This window comes from Cellulosimicrobium cellulans (genome assembly GCF_024124905.1).
In the GTDB taxonomy this organism is placed as follows: domain Bacteria; phylum Actinomycetota; class Actinomycetes; order Actinomycetales; family Cellulomonadaceae; genus Cellulosimicrobium; species Cellulosimicrobium cellulans_G.
The window spans coordinates 1,019,810-1,044,594 of record NZ_JAMXST010000001.1 but is presented as its reverse complement, the minus strand read 5'-3'; the positions used below and the strand labels follow the sequence as shown (position 1 = coordinate 1,044,594).

General features: G+C 74.2%; 21 protein-coding genes. 13 read left to right on the top strand and 8 right to left on the bottom strand.

Annotated features, from left to right (window positions below):
• Positions 1-4 precede the first annotated feature (4 nt).
• Together NHH00_RS04780 and NHH00_RS04775 are read left to right on the top strand one after the other, a co-directional pair.
• Positions 5-1,048, top strand: a complete 1,044-nt coding sequence (locus NHH00_RS04780) for a 3-isopropylmalate dehydrogenase (protein ID WP_253050592.1) — start codon at positions 5-7, stop codon at positions 1,046-1,048.
• Positions 1,049-1,255: 207 nt separating this feature from the next.
• Positions 1,256-2,389, top strand: a complete 1,134-nt coding sequence (locus NHH00_RS04775) for a branched-chain amino acid aminotransferase (protein ID WP_253050590.1) — start codon at positions 1,256-1,258, stop codon at positions 2,387-2,389.
• A gap of 110 nt (positions 2,390-2,499) precedes the next feature.
• On the opposite strand, the gene NHH00_RS04770 is transcribed toward NHH00_RS04775, so the two are convergent.
• Entirely contained in the window at positions 2,500-3,093 is a 594-nt protein-coding gene (locus NHH00_RS04770) for a hypothetical protein (RefSeq protein WP_253050588.1), read from the bottom strand.
• Positions 3,094-3,430: 337 nt separating this feature from the next.
• On the opposite strand from NHH00_RS04770, the gene cimA reads away from it, so the two are divergent.
• Positions 3,431-5,089 carry a citramalate synthase gene (gene cimA / locus NHH00_RS04765; RefSeq protein WP_253050586.1) on the top strand — a complete coding sequence of 553 codons (1,659 nt, stop codon included), beginning with the start codon at positions 3,431-3,433 and terminating at the stop codon, positions 5,087-5,089.
• Between the two features lie 68 nt (positions 5,090-5,157).
• Complete coding sequence (locus NHH00_RS04760; protein WP_253050585.1) at positions 5,158-6,207, top strand: lipoate--protein ligase family protein; 1,050 nt, start codon at positions 5,158-5,160, stop codon at positions 6,205-6,207.
• A 73-nt stretch (positions 6,208-6,280) separates the two neighbouring features.
• On the opposite strand, the gene NHH00_RS04755 is transcribed toward NHH00_RS04760, so the two are convergent.
• Positions 6,281-7,027 (bottom strand): YggS family pyridoxal phosphate-dependent enzyme, encoded by a 747-nt coding sequence (locus NHH00_RS04755; protein WP_253050583.1) that lies wholly within the window; start codon positions 7,025-7,027, stop codon positions 6,281-6,283.
• A gap of 110 nt (positions 7,028-7,137) precedes the next feature.
• Between NHH00_RS04755 and NHH00_RS04750 the strand changes: the two genes are divergently transcribed.
• Entirely contained in the window at positions 7,138-7,536 is a 399-nt protein-coding gene (locus NHH00_RS04750) for a YccF domain-containing protein (protein ID WP_047232538.1), read from the top strand.
• Positions 7,537-7,602: 66 nt separating this feature from the next.
• Here the strand turns inward: NHH00_RS04750 and ybaK are convergent, their stop codons facing one another.
• Positions 7,603-8,106 (bottom strand): Cys-tRNA(Pro) deacylase, encoded by a 504-nt coding sequence (gene ybaK / locus NHH00_RS04745; protein WP_253050581.1) that lies wholly within the window; start codon positions 8,104-8,106, stop codon positions 7,603-7,605.
• Positions 8,107-8,131: 25 nt separating this feature from the next.
• Positions 8,132-8,857, bottom strand: a complete 726-nt coding sequence (locus tag NHH00_RS04740; RefSeq protein ID WP_253050578.1) for a VIT1/CCC1 transporter family protein — start codon at positions 8,855-8,857, stop codon at positions 8,132-8,134.
• Between the two features lie 73 nt (positions 8,858-8,930).
• Here NHH00_RS04740 and NHH00_RS04735 point away from each other — a divergent pair, with 73 nt between their 5' ends.
• The 3 genes from NHH00_RS04735 to NHH00_RS04725 all read left to right on the top strand — a co-directional run bounded on the left by NHH00_RS04735 (position 8,931) and on the right by NHH00_RS04725 (position 11,042).
• Entirely contained in the window at positions 8,931-9,587 is a 657-nt protein-coding gene (locus tag NHH00_RS04735; RefSeq protein ID WP_253050576.1) for a GNAT family N-acetyltransferase, read from the top strand.
• A gap of 61 nt (positions 9,588-9,648) precedes the next feature.
• Positions 9,649-10,551: a GNAT family N-acetyltransferase gene (locus tag NHH00_RS04730; RefSeq protein WP_253050574.1), complete on the top strand. Its 903-nt coding sequence runs from the start codon at positions 9,649-9,651 to the stop codon at positions 10,549-10,551.
• 65 nt (positions 10,552-10,616) lie between these two features.
• Positions 10,617-11,042, top strand: coding sequence for a carboxymuconolactone decarboxylase family protein (locus tag NHH00_RS04725; protein ID WP_253050572.1), 426 nt, complete (start codon positions 10,617-10,619; stop codon positions 11,040-11,042).
• Positions 11,043-11,165: 123 nt separating this feature from the next.
• Here NHH00_RS04725 and NHH00_RS04720 read toward each other — a convergent pair whose 3' ends face one another.
• Positions 11,166-13,910, bottom strand: a complete 2,745-nt coding sequence (locus tag NHH00_RS04720) for a DEAD/DEAH box helicase (RefSeq protein ID WP_253050569.1) — start codon at positions 13,908-13,910, stop codon at positions 11,166-11,168.
• Between the two features lie 290 nt (positions 13,911-14,200).
• Between NHH00_RS04720 and NHH00_RS04715 the strand changes: the two genes are divergently transcribed.
• The 3 genes from NHH00_RS04715 (at position 14,201) to NHH00_RS20970 (ending at position 20,856) form a co-directional block, all read left to right on the top strand.
• Positions 14,201-17,881, top strand: coding sequence for a GH92 family glycosyl hydrolase (locus tag NHH00_RS04715; RefSeq protein ID WP_253050567.1), 3,681 nt, complete (start codon positions 14,201-14,203; stop codon positions 17,879-17,881).
• Positions 17,882-17,972: 91 nt separating this feature from the next.
• Positions 17,973-20,108, top strand: a complete 2,136-nt coding sequence (locus tag NHH00_RS04710; protein WP_253050566.1) for an acid phosphatase — start codon at positions 17,973-17,975, stop codon at positions 20,106-20,108.
• Between the two features lie 154 nt (positions 20,109-20,262).
• Entirely contained in the window at positions 20,263-20,856 is a 594-nt protein-coding gene (locus NHH00_RS20970; RefSeq protein ID WP_253050565.1) for a YdeI/OmpD-associated family protein, read from the top strand.
• A gap of 6 nt (positions 20,857-20,862) precedes the next feature.
• On the opposite strand, the gene NHH00_RS04700 is transcribed toward NHH00_RS20970, so the two are convergent.
• Positions 20,863-21,000 carry a hypothetical protein gene (locus tag NHH00_RS04700; protein WP_253050564.1) on the bottom strand — a complete coding sequence of 46 codons (138 nt, stop codon included), beginning with the start codon at positions 20,998-21,000 and terminating at the stop codon, positions 20,863-20,865.
• Between the two features lie 80 nt (positions 21,001-21,080).
• Positions 21,081-21,890, bottom strand: a complete 810-nt coding sequence (locus NHH00_RS04695; protein WP_253050562.1) for an aminoglycoside 3'-phosphotransferase — start codon at positions 21,888-21,890, stop codon at positions 21,081-21,083.
• Between the two features lie 128 nt (positions 21,891-22,018).
• Here NHH00_RS04695 and NHH00_RS04690 point away from each other — a divergent pair, with 128 nt between their 5' ends.
• Positions 22,019-22,489 carry a peptidoglycan-binding domain-containing protein gene (locus tag NHH00_RS04690; protein ID WP_253050560.1) on the top strand — a complete coding sequence of 157 codons (471 nt, stop codon included), beginning with the start codon at positions 22,019-22,021 and terminating at the stop codon, positions 22,487-22,489.
• Here the strand turns inward: NHH00_RS04690 and NHH00_RS04685 are convergent.
• Complete coding sequence (locus NHH00_RS04685) at positions 22,467-23,504, bottom strand: 3-methyladenine DNA glycosylase (protein ID WP_374614184.1); 1,038 nt, start codon at positions 23,502-23,504, stop codon at positions 22,467-22,469. The genes NHH00_RS04690 and NHH00_RS04685 overlap by 23 nt on opposite strands.
• 206 nt (positions 23,505-23,710) lie before the next feature.
• Here NHH00_RS04685 and NHH00_RS04680 point away from each other — a divergent pair, with 206 nt between their 5' ends.
• Positions 23,711-24,763, top strand: coding sequence for a DUF4190 domain-containing protein (locus NHH00_RS04680; protein WP_253050558.1), 1,053 nt, complete (start codon positions 23,711-23,713; stop codon positions 24,761-24,763).
• Positions 24,764-24,785: the final 22 nt, after the last annotated feature.

Genomic DNA, 24,785 nt, shown 5'->3' with positions numbered 1-24,785 from the left:
CGGCATGACGCGCACCATTGATCTGGCAGTCGTGGCCGGGGACGGCATCGGTACCGAGGTCGTCGAGCAGGGCCTCGCCGTGCTCGAGGCCGCCGTGTCCGGCTCGGACGTGAAGGTCTCCACGACGCCGTTCGACCTGGGTGCGCGCCGCTGGCACGCGACGGGGGAGACGCTCACCGACGCGGACCTCGACGCGATCCGCGGCCACGACGCGATCCTCCTGGGCGCGATCGGCGACCCCAGCGTCCCGTCGGGCGTGCTCGAGCGCGGCTTGCTGCTCAAGCTCCGCTTCGCGCTCGACCACTACGTGAACCTGCGCCCGGGCAAGCTGTACCCGGGCGTCACCTCGCCCCTCGCCGACCCGGGCGAGATCGACTTCGTCGTGGTGCGCGAGGGCACCGAGGGCCCGTACGTCGGCAACGGCGGCTCGCTGCGCACCGGCACGCCCCACGAGATCGCGACCGAGGTCTCCCTCAACACGGCGTTCGGCGTCGAGCGCGTCGTGCGCGACGCGTTCGCCCGTGCCCAGGCGCGCCCGCGCAAGCACCTCACGCTCGTGCACAAGCACAACGTCCTCGTGCACGCGGGCCACCTGTGGCGCCGGACGGTCGAGGCCGTCAACGCCGAGTTCCCCGACGTCACGACGGACTACCTGCACGTCGACGCGGCGACCATCTTCCTCACGACGAAGCCGTCGCGGTTCGACGTCATCGTCACGGACAACCTGTTCGGGGACATCCTCACGGACCAGGCCGCCGCGATCACGGGCGGGATCGGCCTCGCCGCGTCCGCGAACATCAACCCCGACCGCACGGCGCCGTCCATGTTCGAGCCCGTGCACGGCTCGGCACCCGACATCGCCGGGCAGGGCAAGGCCGACCCGACCGCCACCGTGCTGTCGGTCGCGCTGCTCCTCGACCACCTGGGCCTCCGCGACGAGGCGAAGCGCGTCGAGGCGGCCGTCGCGGCCGACCTCGCCGAGCGGGGGAGCCGAGTACGCTCGACGGCCGAGGTGGGCCGCGAGCTCGCCGCTCGCGTCGCCGGCTGACACGCCGCCCGGGTCCCGCACGGACCCGGGCACCGGTTCGCCCGCAGTCCCCGCACCTCGGTCGTCATCGCCCCAGGACCGGATCCCTCCCGTTCTGACCCGGTGACGCCTGCCGTCGTCGTACCCTCGCGCGGATCGCCGCACGAGCCGTGCGGTCGTGGAAAACTAGGCGGAGACCACCCGGGTCGCCAGGTGAAAGGCCTCATGATGAGCACCCTCGCAGCGCAGCACCAGCCGTCCTCCTCGGAGGAAGACCTCATCGCCCTGTTCGACGTCCGCCCGACGGACGCCCCGACGCCGCCCGCCGAGCGCGAGGCCGCGATCGCGGCCCCGAAGTTCGGCACGGTCTTCACGGACCACATGGCGCGGATCAGCTGGAACTCGACGGACGGGTGGGTCGACCGCCGCATCGAGAAGTACGGCCCCCTCCTGCTGGACCCGGCGACCGCCGTCCTGCACTACGCGCAGGAGATCTTCGAGGGCATGAAGGCGTACCGCCACGCCGACGGGTCCGTGTGGACGTTCCGCCCCGAGGCGAACGCGGCGCGCTTCGCCCGCTCGGCCCACCGCCTCGCGCTCCCGGCCCTGTCCGTCGACGACTTCGTCGGGTCGATCACGGCGCTCGTGCGCACGGACGTCGACTGGGTGCCCAGCGGCGACGAGGCGAGCCTCTACCTGCGCCCGTTCATGTACGCGTCGGAGGCGTTCCTCGGCGTGCGTCCGTCGCTCGAGGCCGAGTACCTGGTGATCGCCTCCCCGGTGGGGCCCTACTTCTCGGGCGGCGTGAAGCCCGTGTCCATCTGGGTCGACCGCGAGTACAGCCGCGCGGGCGCCGGGGGCACCGGTGACGCGAAGTGCGGCGGCAACTACGCCTCCAGCCTGCTCCCGCAGGTGGTCGCGCAGCAGCACGGGTGCGAGCAGGTGTGCTTCCTCGACTCCGGCACGCGGACGTTCCTCGAGGAGCTCGGCGGCATGAACGTGTTCGTCGTCAAGGCGGACGGCTCGGTCGAGACCCCCGAGCTCAGCGGCTCGATCCTCGAGGGCGTGACGCGCTCGTCGATCATCCGCCTTCTCACCGACCGCGGGCACGACGTGGTCGAGCGCCGCATCCCGCTCACCGACGTCCTCGCCGGGATTCAGGACGGCTCCGTGACCGAGGTGTTCGCGTGCGGCACGGCCGCCGTCATCACCCCCATCGGGCGCCTCGCGGGGTCCGACTTCGACCACACCATCGGCGGCGGCGAGGCGGGGTCGCTCACCATGGCGATCCGCGCCGAGCTCACCGACATCCAGACCGGGCGCGCGGCCGACCGCCACGGCTGGCTGCGCCGCCTCGCCTGAGTCGGGCGGCCCGTCCGCACCCGGCACGACGACGGGGTGCCCCTCCCGCGGGAGGGCACCCCGTCGTCGTGCGTGTCGGTCGGCGCGTGGGACGCGCGACGACCGGCAAATCAGACGGCGGTCGCCGGCCGCACGACGATGGTGCGCCCGGCGACTCCCGCGAGCAGCGACCAGACCGCGATGCCGATCAGCAGGTTGATGAGCCCGGACAGGGCCGCCGCCGTGACGTCGCTCGACCAGGCGAACGGGAGCACCGCGATCACGACGATGACGAGCGCCATGATCCAGCCGAAGAACGCGCGCGGGCGCGGCGTGCTGAGGATGAGCAGGTGCAGGACGCCCGCCGCGAGGACGGCGAGGATCGCCCCGTCGATCGCCCACGCGGCCTGGCGCGACCCCGTGCCGAACAGGTCGGGCGGCGGCACGAGCGTGATCGCGAAGATGCGCTCGAAGATGATCACGCCGAGCAGCCCGATGAGCGCGGCGACGAGCGCCGTCGCCGCGGCGCCCGCCCAGAACCGGCCCGCCTCGACCGCGAGGCGCGGGTCCGCGGGATTGACGGGCGGCCTCTGCTCGGGGAAGCCGGCCTGCGGGTCCGTCGGGGGGATCGCGGGGGGCTGGGCGTGCTGCGGCACGGGGGGCTGCCCGTACCGGCGCGTCGGGGGGTTCTGCGGGTCGTAGCCGCCCGGCGTCGGGTCGCTCATCGTCACTCCTCGGTCGGTCGCCGCCGTGCCCGAGGGCGGTGGGCGGCTCGGTGGATGGACGCTCGTGTCCATCCTCGCCGAACCTGTGGCACCATGTGCCCTGTGACACACCTCGTCTCCCAGCTCATTATCGAGTAGCGCGCCCGGTAGCACTCACCGGACGCGCAGACCTCCCGCACCCTCGGGGGGTTTTTTTGTTGCTGGGCACCACCCCCGCCCGGCGGCACGGATGCCGGGCCTCCCGCCTCACGAGGGCCCCGCCCGGCGTCCTGGGAGACGGACCAGAGGGGCGGGCGCTGCGGCGTCCGCGACACGACGAACGGCAGGAAGAGGCACCATGACCTCGGCGACGACCCCCGTGACCGGCCCCCGCGAGGCCCGGGTCTTCCACGTCTACGACACGACCCTGCGCGACGGCGCGCAGCAGGAGGGCATGAACCTCTCCGTCGCCGACAAGCTCGCCATCGCCCCGCTGCTCGACGAGCTCGGCGTCGGGTTCATCGAGGGCGGCTGGCCGGGCGCGGTGCCCAAGGACACGGAGTTCTTCCGCCGCGCTGCCAAGGAGCTCGACCTGCGCCACGCCGTGCTCGCGGCGTTCGGCTCGACCCGCAAGGCCGGGCTGCGCGCGTGGGACGACCCGCAGGTCCGGGCGCTCGTCGACTCGGAGGCGCCCGTCGTGACGCTCGTCGCCAAGTCGGACGTGCGGCACGTCGAGCGTGCGCTGCGCACGACGCCCGACGAGGGGCTCGCCATGATCACCGACACGGTGTCGTTCCTCGTGGGCGAGGGCCGGCGGGTCGTCGTCGACGCGGAGCACTTCTTCGACGGCTACCGGCACGACCCGGCGTTCACGCGCTCCGCCGTGCAGGCCGCGTTCGAGGCCGGGGCCGAGGTCGTCGCCCTGTGCGACACCAACGGCGGGATGCTGCCGACCTGGGTCGTCGAGATCGTCGAGGAGCTGCGCGACGCCGTCGGGCTCCCGCACGGGCGCGACGCGCTCCCGGGCGACGCGCTGCTCGGCATGCACGCGCACAACGACTCGGGGTGCGCCGTCGCGAACACGCTCGCGGCCGTCGAGGCCGGCGCGGCCCACGTCCAGGGGACGGTCAACGGGTACGGGGAGCGCACGGGCAACGTCGACCTGCTGACGGTCGTCGCGAACCTCGAGCTCAAGCACGGGCTGCGGACCCTGACCGGAGAGGGGCTCGAGGAGTCCACGCGCATCTCGCACGCGATCAGCGAGATCACCAACATCTCCCCGTACGCGCGCCAGCCGTACGTCGGCGCGAGCGCGTTCGCGCACAAGGCGGGGCTGCACGCGAGCGCGATCAAGGTCGACCCGGACCTCTACCAGCACATCGACCCGACGGCGGTCGGCAACGACATCCGCATGCTCGTCTCCGACATGGCCGGTCGCGCGTCGATCGAGCTCAAGGGCCGCGAGCTCGGCTTCGACCTGTCGGGCCAGGGCGAGCTCCTCACGCGCGTGACCAACCGCGTGAAGGACGACGAGGCGAACGGCTACACCTACGAGGCCGCGGACGCGTCGTTCGAGCTGCTGCTCCGCGAGGAGATCACGGGCGAGCGCCCCCCGTACTTCCGCGTCGAGAGCTGGCGCACGATCGTCGAGCGGGCCGGGTCGCGCGGCACCGAGGCCACGGCGGAGGCGACCGTCAAGCTCCACGCCGGGGGCGAGCGCATCGTCACGACCGGCGAGGGGAACGGGCCCGTCAACGCGCTCGACCACGCGCTCCGGCTCGCGCTCGGCCGCGTCTACCCCGAGATCGACGTGTTCGAGCTCATCGACTTCAAGGTCCGCATCCTCGACACCGAGCAGGGGACCGATGCGATCACGCGCGTCCTCATCGAGACGACCGACGGCTCGACCTCGTGGTCGACGGTCGGCGTCGGGCCGAACCTCATCGAGGCCGCCTGGGAGGCGCTGACCGACTCCGCGATCTACGGGCTGGTCCACGCGGGCGTCGACCCGCGCTGAGCCGTCACCGGACCCCCGTGACCGACGTCTCCCGTCGAGCCGGGGCCCCGCGGGCTTAGGGTGGACGGGTGCGTGGTGAGTACAAGGTTCCCGGTGGCAAGCTCGTGGCGGTCGACGTCGAGGTGGAGGCCGGGCGGCTCGCTCGCGTCGCGGTGAGCGGCGACTTCTTCCTCGAGCCGGACGACGCGCTCGAGGACATCGACGGCGCGCTCACGGGCATGCCGGAGACGGCGACGGTCGCGCAGCTCGCGAGCGCCGTCCAGGGCGCTCTCGGCGAGGACGTCACGATGATCGGCTTCTCGCCGGAGGCGGTCGCCATCGCCGTCCGGCGAGCCCTCGGGCACGCGACGGGCTGGGGCGACCACACCTTCGAGATCGTGCACGAGGGCCCGGAGGAGCCGGCGATGCACCTCGCGCTCGACCAGGTGCTCACCGAGGAGCTCGACGCCGGCCGCCGCGGCCCGACGCTGCGGATCTGGGAGTGGGCGTCGCCCGCGGTGATCATCGGGTCGTTCCAGTCGCTGCGCAACGAGGTGGACCCGGAGGGCGCCGAGCGCCACGGCGTGACGGTCGTGCGCCGCATCTCCGGCGGGGGCGCGATGTTCGTCGAGCCGGGGAACACCATCACCTACTCGCTCTACGTGCCCGGGTCGCTCGTCGAGGGCCTGAGCTTCGAGCGCTCCTACGCGTTCCTCGACGACTGGGTGCTCGGCGCGCTCGCGGACGTCGGTGTCGAGGCGACGTACAAGCCGCTCAACGACATCGCGTCGCCCGCAGGCAAGATCGCGGGCGCGGCGCAGAAGCGCCTGCGCGGGGGAGCGGTGCTCCACCACGTGACGATGGCGTACGACATCGACGCCGACAAGATGACCGAGGTGCTGCGCATCGGCCGCGAGAAGCTCTCCGACAAGGGCACGACGAGCGCGAACAAGCGCGTCGACCCGGTGCGCTCGCAGACGGGCATGGCGCGCGAGGACGTCATCGAGGCGTTCAAGCGGCACTTCCGGTCGCGCTACCGGACGGTCGAGGGCAAGGTCACGCCCGAGGAGCGCGAGCGCGCCCAGGAGCTCGCGCGCACGAAGTTCTCGACGCCGGAGTGGACCGCGCGCGTCCCGTGACGCCGTCACCCGCGAGGTAGAGCTGCCGGTCGCGAGGTAGAGCTCCCGGGGTTCTACGTCGCGACCGCGAGCTCTACCTCGGCGTGGGTCGCGGGCCGAAGACGGCGGTGCCGACGCGGACGATCGTCGCGCCCTCGGCGATCGCGAGCTCGAGGTCGCCGCTCATGCCCATCGACAGCTCGCGCGCGTCTCCGGTCCCGGGAGCGCCCGAGCCCGCGACGGCGTCGCGCACCTCGCGCAGGCGCGCGAATCCCGCGCGCACCAGCGTCTCGTCGGGGGCGTTCGCGCCGATCGTCATGAAGCCTCGCAGGCGCAGCCCGTCGAGCGCCGCGACGGCGGTCGCGAGGGCGGGGGCGTCGTCGGGCCGGACGCCCGACTTGGACTCCTCGCCCGAGACGTTGACCTGGACCAGGACGTCGAGCACGCGGCCGTCGCGCGCACAGCGCGCCGCGAGCGCCTCGGCGAGCGCGAGCGAGTCCACGCTCTCGACGCCCGTGGCGGTCGCGAGCACCTGGTTGACCTTGTTGCGCTGCAGGTGGCCGATCATGTGGACCTCGACACGCCCCGCGGCCACGAGGTCGGCGAGGTCGGGGGCCTTCGCGACGAGCTCCTGGACGCGGTTCTCGCCGATCAGGTCCGCGCCGGCCTCGACGACCGCGCGCACGGCGTCCGCCGGCTGCGTCTTGGTCGCCACGAGCAGCCGCACGTCCGACGGCGCACGCCCGGCCGCGCGGGCGGCGTCGTCGACCCTGCTCCGCACCCGGGCGAGGTTCTGCGCGATCTGCGCGGGCAGCACGGACGACGGGTCGGGGAGGGGCATGCGGTCAGTCTAGGCCGGGCGGGTCGCCCGAGACCCGGGTCGTCTCAGGGTGGTCCCGGATCCGCACCGGCACCCTGATCGGCGAGAATGGTGCGCGAAAGGACGGTGCCGTGAAGACACTGCTCAACATCATCTGGCTCGTGTTCGCCGGGCTGTGGCTCGCCCTGGGCTACGTCCTGGCGGGCATCATCTGCTGCATCCTCATCGTCACGATCCCGTTCGGCATCGCGTCGTTCCGCATCGCCGGGTACGCGCTGTGGCCGTTCGGCCGCACGGTCGTGGACAAGCCGACCGCGGGCGCGTGGTCGACGATCGGCAACGTCATCTGGGTGGTCGTGGCCGGGATCTGGCTCGCGATCGGTCACGTCGTCACCGCGATCCCGCTGTTCGTGTCGATCATCGGCATCCCGCTCGGGATCGCGAACCTCAAGATGATCCCCGTCTCGCTCCTGCCGCTCGGCAAGGACATCGTCCCGACCGACGCCCCGTACACCGCCTACCAGCGCTGACGGACCGCGAGGTAGAGCCCCGGTACCGCGAGGTAGACCAGGCCTCTACCTCGGCCGACCGGGGCTCTACCTCGCGATCGGGGCCGTGGTGCCCGCCGTGAGGCGCAGGAGGTCCGACGGCGCGAGGCCGACGTCGAGGCCGCGGCGGCCACCCGAGACGTAGACGGCGTCGAACGCGCGCGCGGTGTCGTCGAGGAACGTGCGGTGGCGCTGCTTCTGGCCCAGGGGCGAGATGCCGCCGACGACGTAGCCCGTCGCGCGCTCGGCCGCGGCGGGCTCGGCCATGCTCGCCTTCTTGCCGCCCGCCGCCTTGGCGAGGGCCTTGAGGTCGAGCTGACGGTCGACGGGCACGATCCCCACGACGAGCGCGGCGCCGTCGACGACCGCGAGCAGGGTCTTGAACACCTGCTCCGCGGGCACCCCGATCGCCGAGGCCGCCTCGAGCCCGTAGGACAGGTCGCTCGACGGGTCGTGCTCGTACGGGTGCAGCGTGTGGGCGACGCCCTCGCGCTCGAGGAGCGCGACCGCGGGCGTGCCGGCGTGCGCGGACGACTTCGACTTCTTGGCCACGGCTCGATTCTGCCGCAGCGCCGCGCTACACGTTGACGTCGAGCAGCGACCCGATCGCGTAGGTCACGCCCATCGCGACCGCGCCGCCGACGACGGTCCGGATCGTCGCGCGCCGGGTCGGCGCGTTCCCGAGGCGCGCGGAGCCCCAGCCCGTGAGCACGAGCGCGAGCACGACGGCGACGAACGTGAGCGGGATGCGGATGGTCGCCGGGGCGAGCAGGATCGCCGCGAGCGGCAGCAGGCCGCCCACCGTGAACGACACGATGGACGCGACCGCGGCCTCCCACGGGCTGGTGAGCTCGTCGGGGTCGATGTGCAGCTCGGCGTCGGCGTGCGCGGCGAGCGGGTCGCGCTCGGTGAGCTGGACCGCGACCTGGCGCGCGAGGTCGGGTGTGAGCCCTTTCGCCTCGTAGATCCCCGCGAGCTCCGCGAGCTCGGCGTCCGGCATCTCGGCGAGCTCACGGCGCTCGGTCGCGAGCAGGGCCTTCTCGGTGTCGCGCTGCGTGCTCACGGAGACGTACTCGCCAGCCGCCATGGACAGCGCTCCCGCGAGGAGCGCCGCCCCGCCCGCCGTCGCGATGACGGGGATCGACGTGCTCGTCGCCGCGACGCCGACGACGACGCCCGCCGTCGACACGATGCCGTCGTTCGCGCCCAGGACCCCGGCGCGCAGCCGATTGAGGCGTGACCCGGTGCTCTCCGGGTGGTGGGGCTCGCCGGGGTGCCGGCCCGTGCGCGGTGCGTCGCTCATGGGTTCACCGTAGGGGCCTGCGCGCGCGCCGCGACCGGGAGCGGGGAGCGCGGCGTCGGCGTAGCGTCGGGACGTGGCGACGCGCGGCACGACGCTCCCCGGGGCGACCGGGGCCGTCGTCGTGCGCCCGGCCAGCACGGTGACGTGGGACGAGCTCGCGACCGTGTTCGGCGAGCGCGGCTATCCCGCGACGTGCTGGTGCCAGCGCCAGGTGCTCGGCGACCGCGTCTGGTACCGGACGCCGCCCGAGGAGCGGGCCCGGCTCCTGCACGAGCAGACGAGCTGCGACGACCCGGGAGCGCCGACCACGAGCGGCCTCGTCGCGTTCCTCGACGGCGAGCCCGCGGGCTGGGTCGCGGTCGGACCGCGCCCGACCTACCGGCGCCTGCGGGGGAGCCCGGTCCCGTGGACGGGGCGTGCGGCGGGCGACGCGCAGGACAAGGACGACGCGGGCGTGTGGGCCGTCGCGTGCTTCGTGGTGCGCGCGGGCTTCCGCGGGCTGGGGCTGACGTACGACCTCGCGCGGGCCGCCGTCGGGTACGCGCGCGAGCACGGCGCGACGGCGGTCGAGGGGTACCCGATCCTCGACCCGGCCGGCGCACCGATCACCTGGGGAGAGAACTCGGTCGGCAGCGTCCAGGCGTTCCGTGCGGCGGGCCTGGTGGAGGTGGCGCGCCCGACGACGCGACGCCGGGTCATGCGCCTCGACCTGCGTCCCGCGGACGGCTGAGGCGGCGCGGCCCGGCGAAAAGGGTGCGACCGGCGCCCGCGTCGTGGTGTCTGATCGACCTGTGACGATCGAGACGCGCACCCTCGGGGTCGACGAGCTGGGCGAGGTCGTCGACGTGCTCCGCTCGTGGCAGGACGACGCTGCGCCGCTGCAGCTCCATCCCGGCGACGTGGGCTGGTACTGGCGGTTCGGCGCTCCGGCGACCGCCGCCGCGCTGCGGACGTGGCGCCGCGACGGACGAGTGGTCGCCGTCGGGCTGCTCGACGGCCCCGACCTGCTCCGCCTGGGGATCGCGCCGGACCTGCAGCGCGACGACGAGCTCGCGCGCCGCCTCGCCGAGGACGCCGGGCGACCCGAGCGGGGCGTGCTGGGGCCGGGCGGAGCGTCGGTCGAGGCACCGGTGGGTGCCCTCGTGGACGAGCACCTGGCCGCGGCGGGCTGGCGCGTCGACGAGCGGTGGGCGCTCCTGCGCCGCGACCTGGCCGCGCCGGTGGAGGACTCGGGGGTCCGGGCGCGCGAGGTCGGGCCGTCGGAGGCCGCCGCGTGGGCCGAGGCGCTGCGCTCGTCGTTCGGCGGGACGCGGGCCGCGCCGGAGCGCTGGCACGCCCTGGCGACCGGGCTCCCGTACGGCGACGCGCGGTGTCTCCTCGTGCACGACGGCGCGCCGGTCCCCGACGACCCGGCCCGCGCCGGTCACGAGCCCGCGGCAGCGGTGATCGCGGTGTGGTCCGCCGGCCCGGGACGTCCCGGGCTGATCGAGCCGATGGGGGTGCACGCCGACCACCGTCGTCGGGGCCTGGGCCGGGCAGTCACCCTCGCCGGCCTGGCGGCGCTCCGCGCGCTGGGCGCGTCGAGCGCGCTCGTCGCGACGCCGGCGTCCAACGTCGGGGGCGTCGCCACGTACGTCGCCGCGGGCTTCGTCCACCTGCCGGAGCGGTTCGACCGGCGGCGCGAGGCCGTCTGACCGCACCGCTCGCCGGGGGTGAGACCGTCGGCGCAGGTCACGTCCCGTCCCCTACGCTGCTCGGCGTGACGCAGGGGAACTCCACGACCGACCGACCGACCACGCGCGCGGAGCGCTACGAGCACGGGCAGGCGGTGTTCGGCGCCGTCAACGAGACGGCGCCCGCCGCGATCGCCGAGGCGCTCGCGGGCGTCTCGCCCGAGCTCGAGCACCAGATCTCGGCCTGGGCGTACGGCGAGATCTACGCGCGGCCGCACCTGGAGCCGCGCGACCGGCAGCTCGTCACCCTCGGGATGCTCAGCGCCCTCGGCGGGTGCGAGCCGCAGCTCGAGATCCACGTCCGCACCGCGCTCGACGTCGGGCTGACGCCGCAGGAGATCGTCGAGGCGCTCCTGCAGGCCGCCGTCTACTGCGGGTTCCCGCGGGCGCTCAACGCGACGGCCGTGGCCAAGCAGGTCTTCGCCGAGCGCGGGCTGCTCCCCGTCGACTGAGCGGCCGGGCCCGGCGGCGCCCCGACCCGCGGCGCGCGGCCGGTGCACCCGGCCCGCGACGCCCGGCTGGTGGTGGTACCCGACCCCGTGCCGCCCGGCCGCGGCGCTCGTCGCGGCACCGGTCTACAGGGGCCCGACGGCCAGCACGGTCACGACCGGCTCGCCCGCCTCGTCGCTCGCCGCGAGGTCGACGCTCGCCGTGATCGCCCAGTCGTGGTCGCCCGCCGGGTCGTCGAGCACCTGCCGCACGAGCCACGTGCCCGCGGGGACGACGCCGCCCGGGGCGTGCTCCGCCGTCGGGCCCTCGTGGCCGGCCGGCAGCTCGGCGCCCGCCTCGACGACGCGGAACAGCGCCGCGGAGCGGGCCCCGGGCCCGATGCCGATCGCGTCGTCGCCCTGGTCCTCGAAGAGCGGGTCGAGCGCGTCGCCCCACGCGTCCGCGTCCCAGCCCGCGCCGCCGTCGAGCGCGCCGAGCGCGCGGTAGTCCTCGCGGGACGCGAGCTCGACGCGGCGGAACAGCGCGTTGCGCACGAGGCGCCGGAACGAGCGCGGGTTGCCCGTGACCGGCCGGGTCGGCGCCTCGGCCCCCGCGCCCGAGAGCGGGCCGTCGCCCACCTCGGTGTCCGCGTCGTCGTCGACCGGGTGGGCGAGGCGCTCCCACTCGTCGAGGAGCGACGAGTCGACGCCGCGGACGAGCTCGCCGAGCCACTCGACGATCTCCTGGACCTCCTCGGTGCGGTGCTCCTCGGGGACCACCTGGCGCAGGGCGCGGTAGGCGTCCGCGAGGTAGCGCAGCACGACGCCCTCGGTGCGCTCGAGCCCGTAGACGGACACGAACTCGGCGAACGTCATGGCGCGCTCGACCATGTCGCGGACCACGGACTTGGGGGAGAGCTCGGCGTCCGCGACCCACGGGTTGGACCGCTTGTACATGGCGAACGCGGGCGCCAGCAGCTCCTCGAGGGGCTGGGGCCACGTGATCTCCTCGAGCAGCGCCATGCGCTCCTCGTACTCGTACCCCTCGGCCTTCATCGCGGCGACGGCCTCGCCCTTGGCGGCGTTCTGCTGGGCGTAGAGCACCTGGCGCGGGTCGTCGAGCGTCGCCTCGATGACGGAGACGACGTCGAGCGCGTGGGTCGCGCCCTCGACGTCGAGCAGGTCCAGGGCCGCGAGCGCGAACGGCGAGAGCGGCTGGTTGAGCGCGAACTCGCGCGGCAGGTCGCCGACGAGGCGCACGCTCGGGCGGTAGCCCGCGGGGCGCGACGGGTCGGGCACGCGCACGCGCTCGACGATCCCCGCGACCCGCAGCGAGCGGTAGATGCGGAACGTCTGGCGCACGTGCTCGCGGCGCTGGGTGTCGGTGTCGTGGTTCGCGAGGAGCAGGTGCCGCATGGCCTCGACCGGGTCGCGGCGCGGGTCGGACGCGTCGACGTGCCCGCCGCGGCCGTGCTGGGCGGTGCGCGCGAGGACGTTGAGCACCATGGCGTGCGTGACGGTGAAGTGGCTCGTCAGCGGCTCGGGCTCCGCGTCGCGCAGGCGCTCGAACGTCGCGTCGGTCCAGTTGACCGAGCCCTGCGGCGCCTTCTTGCGGACGATCTTCTTGAGCTTCTTGGGGTCGTCGCCGGCCTTGGCGAGCATCTTGCGGTTCTCGATGACGTGGTCGGGCGCCATGACGAGGACCTCGCCCACGGTGTCGTAGCCGGCGCGGCCCGCGCGCCCCGCGATCTGGTGGAACTCGCGCGCCGTGAGGTGGCGCATGCGCTCGCCGTCGAACTTCACGAGGCTCGTGAGCAGCACGGTGCGGATCGGCACGTTGATGCCGACGCCGAGCGTGTCCGTGCCGCACACGACCTTGAGCAGGCCCGCCTGCGTGAGGCGCTCGACGACGCGCCGGTACTTGGGGAGCATGCCCGCGTGGTGCACGCCGACGCCGTGGCGCAGGAACTTGCTCAGCGTCTTGCCGAACCCGGTGCCGAAGCGGAAGTCGCCGAGCTCGGCCGCGATCGCCTCCTTCTCGGACTTCGTCGCGACGTTCATGGACAGCAGCGACTGCGCGCGCTCGACCGCGTCCTTCTGCGTGAAGTGCACGACGTACACGGGCGCGCGGCGCGTGCTGACGAGCTCCTCGATGACCTCGGTCAGCGGCTCGACGACGTAGCTGAAGTGCAGGGGGACCGGCCGCTGGGCCGTGGTCACCTCGGCGACGGGCCGGTCGGTGCGCTCCTCGAGCTCCTCGACGAACCGGGTCGTGTCGCCGAGCGTCGCGGACATGAGCAGGAACTGGGTGTTCGGCAGCTCGAGCAGCGGCACCTGCCACGCCCAGCCGCGCTGCGGGTCGGCGTAGAAGTGGAACTCGTCCATGACGACCTGGGAGATCGCGTCCTCGTCGACAGGTCCGGCGGCGACACCGTCACCGCCGCCGCGGCGCAGCGCGATGTTCGCGAGGATCTCCGCCGTGCAGCAGATGATCGGGGCGTCGGGGTTCACGGCGGAGTCGCCCGTCGTCATGCCGACGTTCTTGGACCCGAACGCCGCGACGAGCGCGAAGAACTTCTCGCTGACGAGCGCCTTGAGCGGCGCGGTGTAGTACGTCCGGCCGCCGCGGCCCGAGCGGTGCGCGGCGAGCGCCGCGAACTGCGCGCCCATCGCGACGAGCGACTTCCCCGAGCCGGTGGGCGTCGAGAGGATGACGTGCGAGCCGGTGACCAGCTCGATGAGCGCCTCGCTCTGGTGCGGGTACAGCTCGAGGCCCTGCTCGGTCGCCCACGTGGTGAACCCCTCGTAGAGCGCGTCCGGGTCGGGGGCCTTGCCCGTCGGTGCGGGCACGTGCGCGAGGAGAGCCGGGGTGCGGCCGGTCGTGGTGGTCACGGGACGAGTCTGTCAGGTGCGGAGCGCCGGGGTCGTCGGCAGCCCGGTCGCGCCGGTCCCGGGGCCGACGCGGACCGGGCGGTGCCGAACCCGGGGTCGTTCCCCGGTTCGCCGTCGAACTGGGGAACGACCCCGGGTTCGGCAGAACGGGTGGATCGACCCACGGGGGTTGATAGCGCTGTCAGCGTGTGCGAGGGTATGGCGCGGGACCGGCGTCGAGGCCGGTCCCGGCCTCCGAGTCATCGACGACCACCGACCCCACGCCGCCGTGGGACCAAGGGGAGCACCGCATGCGGGCAGACAGCGCTGTCGACACCGATCGCGAACCATTCCCGGGACGTACCGGACCGTCACGCTCTCGCCCGCGGCGTCGCGGCGCGCGTCGGCGTCGCGCGGGCGCGGTCGTCGCCCTGACTACTGCGGCGAGCCTCGCGCTCCCGCTGGCCGCGTCCGCGTCGCCGGGGCTTGCATCGCCCACGACCACCACCGGGACGGAGGCAGCGACGAGGTCCGACGCCGCCGCTGCCGCCGTCGAGGGCCCGCTGGTCGACTACGTCAACCCGTTCATCGGGACCAAGGACGACGGCAACACCTACCCGGGCGCCGCCGTCCCCTTCGGCATGGTGCAGCTCTCCCCGGACAACGGGCACAACGTCGGGTACGACTACGACCGCATGTCGGTCCGCGGGTTCTCGCTCGTGCACCTCTCCGGCGTCGGCTGCGGCCTCGGCGGTCCCCTCCCGACCCTGCCGACGACGGGCGCCATCACCTCGACCGACTACGGCCAGTACGCGCTCGGCTTCTCGCACGACGACGAGGAGGCCTCGCCCGGGTACTACCGCGTGGGTCTCCAGGCGGCAGCCGGCACGATCGAGGCCGAGCTCACCGCGACCGCGCGCACGGGCGTCCAGCGGTACACCTTCCCCGCGACGGCGCAGGCCAACGTCCTGCTCAACGCGGGCCAGGCGCTCAACCGGGTCACGGAGTCCGACGTGCGCGTCGTCGACGACCGCACGGTCGAGACACGCATCACCGTCCGCGGCTTCTGCCAGGACACCGAGCCGCAGACGATCTGGACCCGCACGACCTTCGACCGCCCCTTCGTCGCGCACGGCACGTGGGACGGCTCGACCGTCACCGCGGGCTCGGACGCCGCGTCCGGCGGCGAGGGCCGTCGCGGCGCGTACGTCACGTTCGACACGACCGGCGGCGACCTCGACGTCGAGGCCGTCACCGCGATGAGCTACGTGGGCGCCGACGGCGCCGCGGCGAACCTCGCCGCAGAGACCGGCACCTTCGACGCCGTGCACGACGCCGCGCGCTCGGCCTGGGAGGAGCGCCTCGGCCTGGTGCGGGTCGCGCAGGGCGACCCGGACGACCTGCGCACCTTCTACTCCTCGCTCTACCGCAGCTTCCTCGCGCCGAACGTCGGCTCCGACGTCGACGGGCGCTACCGCGGCTGGGACCAGGAGGTCCACGCCGCGGAACCGGACTTCACCTACTACCAGAACTACTCGCTCTGGGACACGTACCGCACCCAGCAGCAGCTCCTGTACCTGCTCGCGCCCGACGAGTCGGCCGACATGGCGCTCTCGCTCGTGCGCCAGGGCCAGCAGGGCGGGTGGCTCCCGCGCTGGGGGTACGGCACGGTCGAGACGAACATCATGACCGGCGACCCGGCGACGCCGTTCCTCGTCAGCGCCTGGCGCCAGGGCCTGCTCGCGGGCCACGAGGAGGAGGCGTACGCGGTCCTGAGGGAGAACGCCGACGGCGTCCCGCCCGCCGACTCGCCCTTCAACGGGCGCGCGGCGAACGTCGAGTACCTGCGCGACGGGTTCGTCCCGCACGAGCCGGCGCGCTCGGGCAAGCCGGGGGACTACGACCTCCAGCACGGCGCCTCGGCGACCATGGAGTACGCCTTCGCCGACGCCATGCTCTCGACGATGGCCCGCGGCCTCGGCCACGACGAGGACGCCGACCGCTACGCCGCCCGCGGCCAGGGATACCGCAACGTGTTCGACCCGCGCACGGGCAACTTCCGGGCGCGCAACGCCGACGGCTTCTTCGTGGGTGATGCGGACCCCGCGCACTCCGACGGGTTCCACGAGGGCACGGCGGTGCAGTACCAGTGGCTCGTGCCCCAGGACGTCCCCGGCCTGTTCGACCTCATGGGCGGCACCGACGCCGCAGTCGACCGCCTGGACGCGTTCTTCGCGTACGACGAGCTCGTCGCCGACCCCGCGCGCGTCGCGAGCGAGGTGTGGGTCAACGGCACGTACGACTACTACGGCTGGGAGACCTACAACCCGAACAACGAGCCGAACCTCCACGCGCCGTACGTCTACCTGTGGACGGGCCAGCCGTGGAAGACGACGGACGTCGTGCGCGCCGCGGCGACGCTCTTCACCGACGGCCCGGACGGCGTCACGGGCAACGACGACCTCGGCACGATGTCCGCGTGGCACGTGCTGTCGTCGATCGGCGTGTACCCGATCGTGCCGGGCACCGACCTCTGGGGCCTCACGACCCCGCTGTTCGACGACGTGACGATCACGCTCGACCCGGAGGTCTTCGGTCGCGACGCGCTGCACCTCACGGCCGACGGCGTCGCGCCCGACGCGCACTACACGCAGTCCGTGTCGCTCGGCGGCGAGCCGCTGGACCGCGCCTGGGTCACGGGCGACGAGCTCACCGCGGCGGGCACGCTCGACGTGACCGTCGGCACCGCGCCGTCCGCGTGGGCGACCGACCCCGCGGTCTCGCCGGGCGCCGTCGTGCCCGCGGACGGCACGGTCGAGCGCCTGTTCGTCGGCGCGACGCCGCGGCAGCCGGTCGTCGCCCCGGGCGGGCGGACGGAGGTCGCGGTCCAGGTCGTCGCGCAGGGCGCGGGGACGACGAGCGGCACGCTCGAGGTGACGTCCGACGGCGCGGTGACCGCGACGACCGACCTGGCGGACTGGACCGCCGAGTCCGACGGCCTGCCGGCCACGGTCGAGGGCACGGTGACGATCGACGCACCCGCCGACGCCGAGCCGGGGACCCACACGGTGCGGCTCGTCGTGCGCGACGCCGCGGGGATCGAGGCGGTCCGCGAGGTCTCGGTCGTCGTGTCCGGGGAGTCGTGGATCGCCGACGCCTTCGACAACGTCGGCATCGGCGACCCCGGCGCGGCCAACGCGAACCTCGACGGCTCGGGCGCGTACCTCCTGCGCGACCTGCTCGCGGACCTCGGCGTGGTCCAGGGCCTCGAGCTGACCGTCCCGGGCACCGACCTGACGTACCTGCTCGGCGCCCCGCCCGCGGGCGAGCCCGACAACGTCGCGGCGGACGGCCAGGTGCTCGAGGTGCCCGAGGCGCAGCGTGCCGCGCGCACGCTCTCGGTCGTCGGGACGGCGACGCACGGCACCCAGCGCGGCGACCTCGTCCTCGGGTTCGCGGACGGGACGAGCCAGACCGTCCAGGTCGCCCTGAGCGACTGGTGCACGGGCTCGCCCGAGCCGGGCAACATCCTCGTCGCCAAGCCGGGCGCACGGGGCAACGGGACCGGGACGGACGCGTTCGGCTGCGGGCTCTACGCGACGGCGCCCGTCGCCGTGCCCGACGGCAAGGTGCTCACGAGCCTCACCCTGCCGCGCAACACGCGGTTCCACGTGTTCGCGGTCGCGACCGACGCGACGGGGGCCGTCCCCGCGCCGCAGGTCGAGGTCACGGCGCAGGCGCGCTGCCTCGGCGGCAAGGCGTTCGTCGCGGTGCGCGCGCTCAACACCGGCGAGCAGCCCGTCGCGGTCGAGCTCGCGACCCCGTACGGCTCGAAGCTCTTCGGCGTCGTCGCGCCCGGGTCGAACGCGTACCAGTCGTTCGCCACCCGGGCCGCCGCCGTCGAGGCGGGCGACGTCACGGTCACCGTGACGACGCCCGACGGCGAGCCCCAGCAGGTCACGGCCGCGTACGACGCCGTGTCCTGCTCCTGACCGACGGCGGTGCGGGGCCGGCAGGACCGGGCCCGCACCGCCGTCGTGCACGCACGCAGACCGACACCGACATCGACGAGAGGGACGACCCATGACCGGTACGACGACGTACCCGGCCCCGCGAGCCCGCGACCGCCGGACCACCGCGCCGCTCGCCCTGCTGGCAGCGCTGACGACGCTCGCGCTCGTGCTCGCCGCGGCGCTCCAGGCGCCCGCAGCGCGCGCCGCCGAGGGATTCACGCCGACCGAGGTGGTCGGCGCCGGCACGACCTGGCGCTACCTGGACGACAACACCGACCCCGCTGCGGGGAACGCGGACCGGACCGTGTGGGCCGACCCGGCGTTCGACGACGCGGCGTGGAAGACCGGCCGGCCGGGCTTCGGCGCGGTCAACGGGACCGCGAGCGGCATCGGCGGCGGCCACACCATCACGACCCTGCTCGACTACTGGATCACGCAGACGCCCAAGGTCGTCGTGCCCGCCTACTTCTTCCGCACGACCGTGACCCTCGACGAGGCGACGCTCGACGAGATCACCGGCCTGCGCGGGACGCTCGTCTACGACGACTCCGCCACCGTGTACGTCAACGGCGAGCGCGTCGCCGGGTGGGGCGACTCGATGATCACCCGAAACCTGCAGTACCAGGACAAGGCCGGCGCGACCGCGCCGCTGCGCGAGACGCTCGTCGTCCCCGCCGACGTGCTCGTCCCGGGCGAGAACACGATCGCGGTGGAGATCCACCAGTGCAACGCGACGAGCTCGGACGTCTTCTTCTCCCTCGCGCTCTCCACGACCGACGACCCGTCGATGCCGTTCCCGCAGGACGTCCTCGACCGGACCTACGCGTCCGACGCGACGCCGTCGGCCCCGACCGGGCAGGACTGGTTCACCTGGATGCTGCGCGGGTTCGCCGACCTGCGCGCGAACCACCCGGAGATCCTCTCGCCCAACGAGCCCGGCCAGCCCACGAGCGCCAACGACCTCGGCTCGCTCGCGCGCAACAACGCCTACGTCGCCGGGGACCTGCAGGTGCAGCGTGCCCTGACCGACGGGCGGGGCTCCGCCTACGAGACCATGGCGGACGCGCTCGGCAGCGAGCTCGGGCCGATCTACCGCGACGCGCTCGCCGACGGCCGGCTCCCCAAGACGAAGGCCCTGCTGTCCGGGCGCGTCGAGAAGTCGGTCGGCAACCACGAGCCCGCCAAGGCCGCGTACGACTACAAGCGCCCGTTCGTCCGCCTCGGCTTCACGTCCGCCGGCGGTCACGTCAACGCGTTCGAGTCCTCCGGCAGCTACGAGGGGCTGCGCACCAACGGCTCGTTCCCCAGCGGGCACACCAACCACGGCTACGCGCAGGGCACCGTGCTCGCCACGCTCCTGCCGGAGCTCGCGCCGCAGATCCTCGCGCGGGCGTCCGAGTACGGCGACAACCGCCTGGTCACCGGCTTCCACTACCCGCTCGACGTCATGGGCGGCCGCATGACCGGGCAGAACATCGCGCAGCTCCGGTGGTCCGACCCCGCGTTCCGCGTGCTCCTCGAGCAGGCCCGGACCGAGCTCGTCACCGTGCTGGAGCGAGCGTGCGGCGACGAGATCGCGGTGTGCGCGCAGGACCAGGTGCCCTACCTCCCCACGGACCAGGCGCTCGCGGTCTACGACCAGCGCCTCACGTACGGGTTCCCGCGCGTCGGGGAGGCGGGCCGGGAGGTCCAGGTGCCCGCCGGCGCCGAGGACCTGCTGCGCACGGCGTTCCCCGACCTCACGGGCGACCAGCGCCGCCTCGTGCTCGCCGCGACCGCGCTCGACTCGGGCTACGCGCTCGACGTCGCGGGCGAGGCCGAGTGGCAGCGCCTCGACCTCGCGTCCGCCATGGCGGCGGACGTCGTCGTGAACGCCGACGGCACGCTCACCGTGGACGGCGAGGTCGTCGGCGAGCCGACGGCGCCGCTCGTCGACGTCGAGACGTCCGCGCGCTGCCTCGCCGGCGCGCCCTACGTCGCGGTCCGCGCCCGCAACCTGTCCGACGGCGTGCTCGCCGTCGCGCTCGTGACCGGCGCGGGGGAGAGGACCTTCGCCGCGGTGGCCGCCGGCGCGAACGCGTACCAGTCGTTCGCGGTGCGGGACATGGAGACGGGGGCGGACGTGCCCGTGACCGTCACGGCGACCGGTCCGGGCGGCACGACCCAGGCGGTCACGCGGGACGTCGTCGTCCCGGCCTGCGGCTGACGCACCGACCCGGGAGGCAGCCTGCGACACAGCGGGACGAGCCTCCCGGGTCACGTCCCGGGCGCCTCCGGACCAGGTCTCCCGGTCGACAAGCTGCCTGGCGTCCCGTCGACGTCTCGGGCACGCTGGTGCCCCCACCGACGACGGAGGCGCAGTGACCGAGGAGTACCAGGGCAAGCCGGCGACGCACGCGGAGACGCCGCAGGAGTGGCGCGCGTGGCTCGCCGCGCACCACGACGACCCGGAGCCGGGGGTGTGGCTGCTCACCTGGCGCCGCGAGAGCGGTCGCGCGACCTACGGGTACGAGCCGTGGATCGAGGAGGCGCTGTCCTACGGCTGGATCGACGGCCAGGCCGCGACGGTCGACGCCGACCGGCACGCGCTCTGGTTCACGCGCCGCCGGCGCGGCAGCCGCTGGACCCGGCTCAGCAAGGAGCGCGTCGCGCGCGTCGAGGCGGACGGGCGCATGACCGACGCCGGCCGCGCCGTCGTGGATGCGGCGAAGGCCGACGGGTCGTGGACGCGGCACGACGACGCCGAGGCCCTCGTGGTGCCCGACGACCTCGCCGCGGCGCTCGCCGAGCGACCCGGTGCCCGCGAGCGCTTCGACACGTTCACGCCGGGCGTCCGACGCTCGATCCTCGGCTGGATCGTCGAGGCGAAGCGACCGGAGACCCGTGCGCGCCGGATCGCGGAGACCGCCGAGCAGGCCGAGCAGGGCGTCGCGGCGCACCAGCCGCGCCGCTGACGCCCGTCAGCTCGGGACGCTCGACACCCCCACGTGCGCCGTGGTGAGGTCGGGGCCCTCGACGAGGAGCACGAAGTTGCCGTTGCCGTCCTCCGGCGTGAAGCTCCGGTCGGCGAACCGAGATCCCTCGGGGACCTCGACCACCGACGTGTCCTGGAGGAGGGGCCCGGCTCTCGGACCATGGTGAGCTCCTGCGCCAGACCCTCGCGGTGGGGTCTGGGTCGTCAGGAGAGGTCCCAGAGCAGCCGGTAGTAGGCGATGCGCTCGGGGTCCGGGTCGACGCCGTAGCCCGCGTAGACGTGGCCATCGTACCCCGGGCCGTAGTTCCACTCCGTGCTCCAGGCCGCGACGGCGAGGTCGGCCCAGCGGTCCGCGACCCCGAGCGAGCCGAGGTCGACGTGCGCGGCGAACGAGCCGTCGTCGTGCAGGAGCGTGTTCGGCACGCACGCGTCGCCGTGGCACACGACGAGACGGTCGACGGCCGGGGCCGCTCCGAGCCGGGCACGTGCTGCCGCGACGCCCAGGCCGCGGTGCTCCGGGAACCACCCGTCCGGGCCGTCTCCGCGGGCCAGGCGCGCGTCGGCGTTCGCCACGCGGTCCTCGACGGCCCACGTGAACGGGCACGAGGCGACGGGCAGCGCGTCGTGCAGCGCGCGCAGCCCCCGCCCGATCGCGAGCGCGGCGGTCGCCGGGTCCGCGACCCAGCGCGGCTCGACCGCCGACCGTCCTGGGACGGCGCGCGTGACGAGCCAGGCGCCGTCGTCGTCGGAGCCCTGGGCGAGGACGCGCGGGACCGGGGCGCGGTCGCCGATCCAGGCGAGACGCGCCGCCTCGCCCGGGAGGTCGATCTCGGGCGTCCCGGCCGCGACCCACTTGGCGAACCGGGTGCCGTCGGCACCGTCGAGCCGGAAGGTCAGGCCGCCGAGCTCGTTGCGCCACATGGGAGTGAGGACGTCGTCGCCCGCGAGCGCGCGGACGGCGTCGGGCACGACGACGTGGCCGGTCGGGACGGCGGCGAGCGGGGGACGGGTCATGCGCGCGATCCTCGCACGACGCCGGCCGACGCATCAGGAGCCGGGCCGCCGCACTCCCTCCGGACGGGGGCGCGGGACCCCGACGGCGGGAGCACCCTGCCGGTCCTGCGACGACGGAGGGAACGACGATGACGACCGTCCTCACGACACTGCCGACCTGGCCCCGCGTGCGCCGCGGCGCGAACGGGCACCCGGTCCAGACGCTCCAGCACCTGCTGCGCCACCGCGGGCACGAGCTCGCGGTCGACGGGCTGCTCGGGCCGCGCACCGAGGGCGCCGTCCGCGCCTTCCAGGACGTGGCTGGCCTCGACGTCGACGGCGTCGCGGGCGCGGCGACGTGGGCGGCGCTCGTCGTGGTGGTGCGCCGGGGGAGCGTCGGCGAGGCCGTGCGCGCGGTGCAGCGCGAGGCCGTCGCGCGGGACCTGTCCGGCGGACCCGACCCGGTGCTCACCATCGACGGGCAGCTCGGCCCCCGCACCGAGGCGTGGGTGCGCGGCTTCCAGGACGCGCTGCACGCGGGCTTTCCGGAGGTCGCCGTCGACGGCGTGGTCGGGCTCGTGACCTGGCGCTGCCTCGTCAGCGGGATGCTGTCGCACTGACCTCGGGCGCCGGTGCGGGCTCGGGCTCGGGCTCGGGCTGGGCACAGTCGAGGAGCGCCTCGCACGCGGCGAGCAGGCGCTCGCGCAGCACCGCACCGCGCTCGGCGAACTCGCGCTGGTGGCGCACGTACTCGGCCTTGCCCTCGGGCGTCTCGATCGCGACGGGGTCGAGCCCGTACGACGACACGTCGTAGGGCGACGCCTGCATGTCGACGACGCGGACGTCGCGCGCGAGCTCGAAGCAGTCGAGCACGAGGTCGCCGGGGACGGCGGGGGTGAGCTTGAGGGCCCACTTGTAGAGGTCCATGGTCGCGTGGAGGCACCCGGGCTGCTCCAGGGCGGGCTGGGTCTCGCGCGTCGGCTGCAGGCGGTTGAGCGGGCCGGCCTCGGGCGTGAAGAAGCGGAACGCGTCGAAGTGCGAGCACTGCACCGGGTGGGACTCGACGACGCGGTCGGTGCCGGCGTGCCCGAGGCGGAGCGGGAGCGGGTGGCGGTGGTCCCGGCCGGTGGCCCGGTCGCGGTAGACCATCGCCCACTCGTGCAGCCCGAAGCACCCGAACCGGCCGGGCCGCGAGGCGGTGGCGGCGAGCAGGGCGCGCAGGTAGCGCACGGTGTCGCCGCGGTCGGCGACGAACGCGTCGGCGTCGAGCGTCAGGCCCTCCGGCGTCTCGCGGTACCACCGCCACGCGGCGCGCGCCGCGTACGGGTCGGCGGGCTCGTCGTCGGGCCGGGGTGCGGTGCCGGGGGCGCGCACGTGGCCCGTCGGCCGGGCGAGCACGACGCCGGGGCCCGGGTGCCAACGGCGGAGCTGCGCCGGGCGCGTGGGGTAGTAGGTGAAGAGGAAGTCCTCGATCGCGTGCTTCTCGCCGAGCGGCTTGCGCTCCCGCCACCCGGCGGTGAACGCGTCGGCGCGCTCCGCGTGGGCGCGCTCGCGCGCCGTCCAGTCCTCGGCCACGAGCACGACGGGTGCGGCGACGGGGGTCGTCGAGGCGGTCGCGGTGGCGGTCGGGGGCACGGTTCCAGGGTACGAGAGCGCCGGGGGTCGCCGACGAGCCCGCCGACGAGACGCGTTTCACCCGGGCGGGCATTTTCCCGATGTGGGCAGGACCGGGAAGAATGCTCGTGAACGTGCTGTGAAGACCCGGCGCGTCCGCGCGGCCGACCACCGTCGACCCGCCACCCGAACGACCGATACGCGCGGCGAGGCCGCGGAGGAGCACCATGTCGCAGCCGCCCACGGCACCGCAGGACCCGTACCAGTTCGACCCCTACCGCCCGCACGGCGCGGACCCCGCGCAGCAGGCGCCGTCGCACGACGCCTGGGCGCCGCAGGGCGAGGCGCCGACGCAGCCGTACGGCTCGGCGGACGACGCGTACGCCGCCCCGGGCTACGGCGCGGCGCCCGAGCAGGCTCCCTACGGTGCGGGCCAGGCGCCCGCGTACGGCGCGGACCAGCAGCAGGCGTACGGCCAGCCGACCGGGTACGGCCAGCCGTACGGCGACGCCGCGCAGCAGCCGTACCCGCAGCCGTACCCGGACCCCGCGCAGCAGGCGTACGGCCAGCCCTACGGCGACCCGGCGCAGCAGCCGTACGGCAGCCCCTACGGGAACGGCTACTCGGCGTACACCGCGCCCGCCCCGTCGACGAGCACGATCGCGATCGTCGGGTTCGTCCTCGCGATCCTGGGCTTCCTCGGGAGCTGGATCCCGTTCGTCAACATCTTCGCCGCGCTGCTCGGCATCACGGGCGTCGTGCTCGGGTTCGTCGGGCTGTCCCAGGTGAAGCAGGGCAGGTCGGGCAAGGGCTTCTCGATCACGGCGATCGTCCTCGGCGTGCTGTCCGTCCTCGCGACGATCCTCATGTGGGTGGTCTTCGTCGTCGCGGCGAACGAGGCCTCGACGCAGTACGAGCAGACGCTGTCCGAGATCCAGGAGGACTCTGACCGGGCGTTCGGCGAGGCGACGGAGGACGTCCTCGCCAACGACCTCGGCGTCGAGTTCGGAACCTTCGAGGGCACGGCCGACGAGTACGGCTGGGTCGAGTCCGCGCTGCCGGTGACGTTCACCAACACGTCCGACGAGCCCCTCACGTTCGACATCGACGTCGACGCGGTCGCCGCCGACGGCACGGTGATCGAGAGCGACTGGGCCTACTCCGAGACCCTGGAGCCGGGCGCCTCGGAGACCGTCGAGATCTTCGACGTCATCGACGCCGAGAACCTCGAGGCCATGAAGACGGCCACGTTCGAGGTCACGCAGGCGAGCGCGTACTGATCCACCCTGCGGTCCCGGTCCG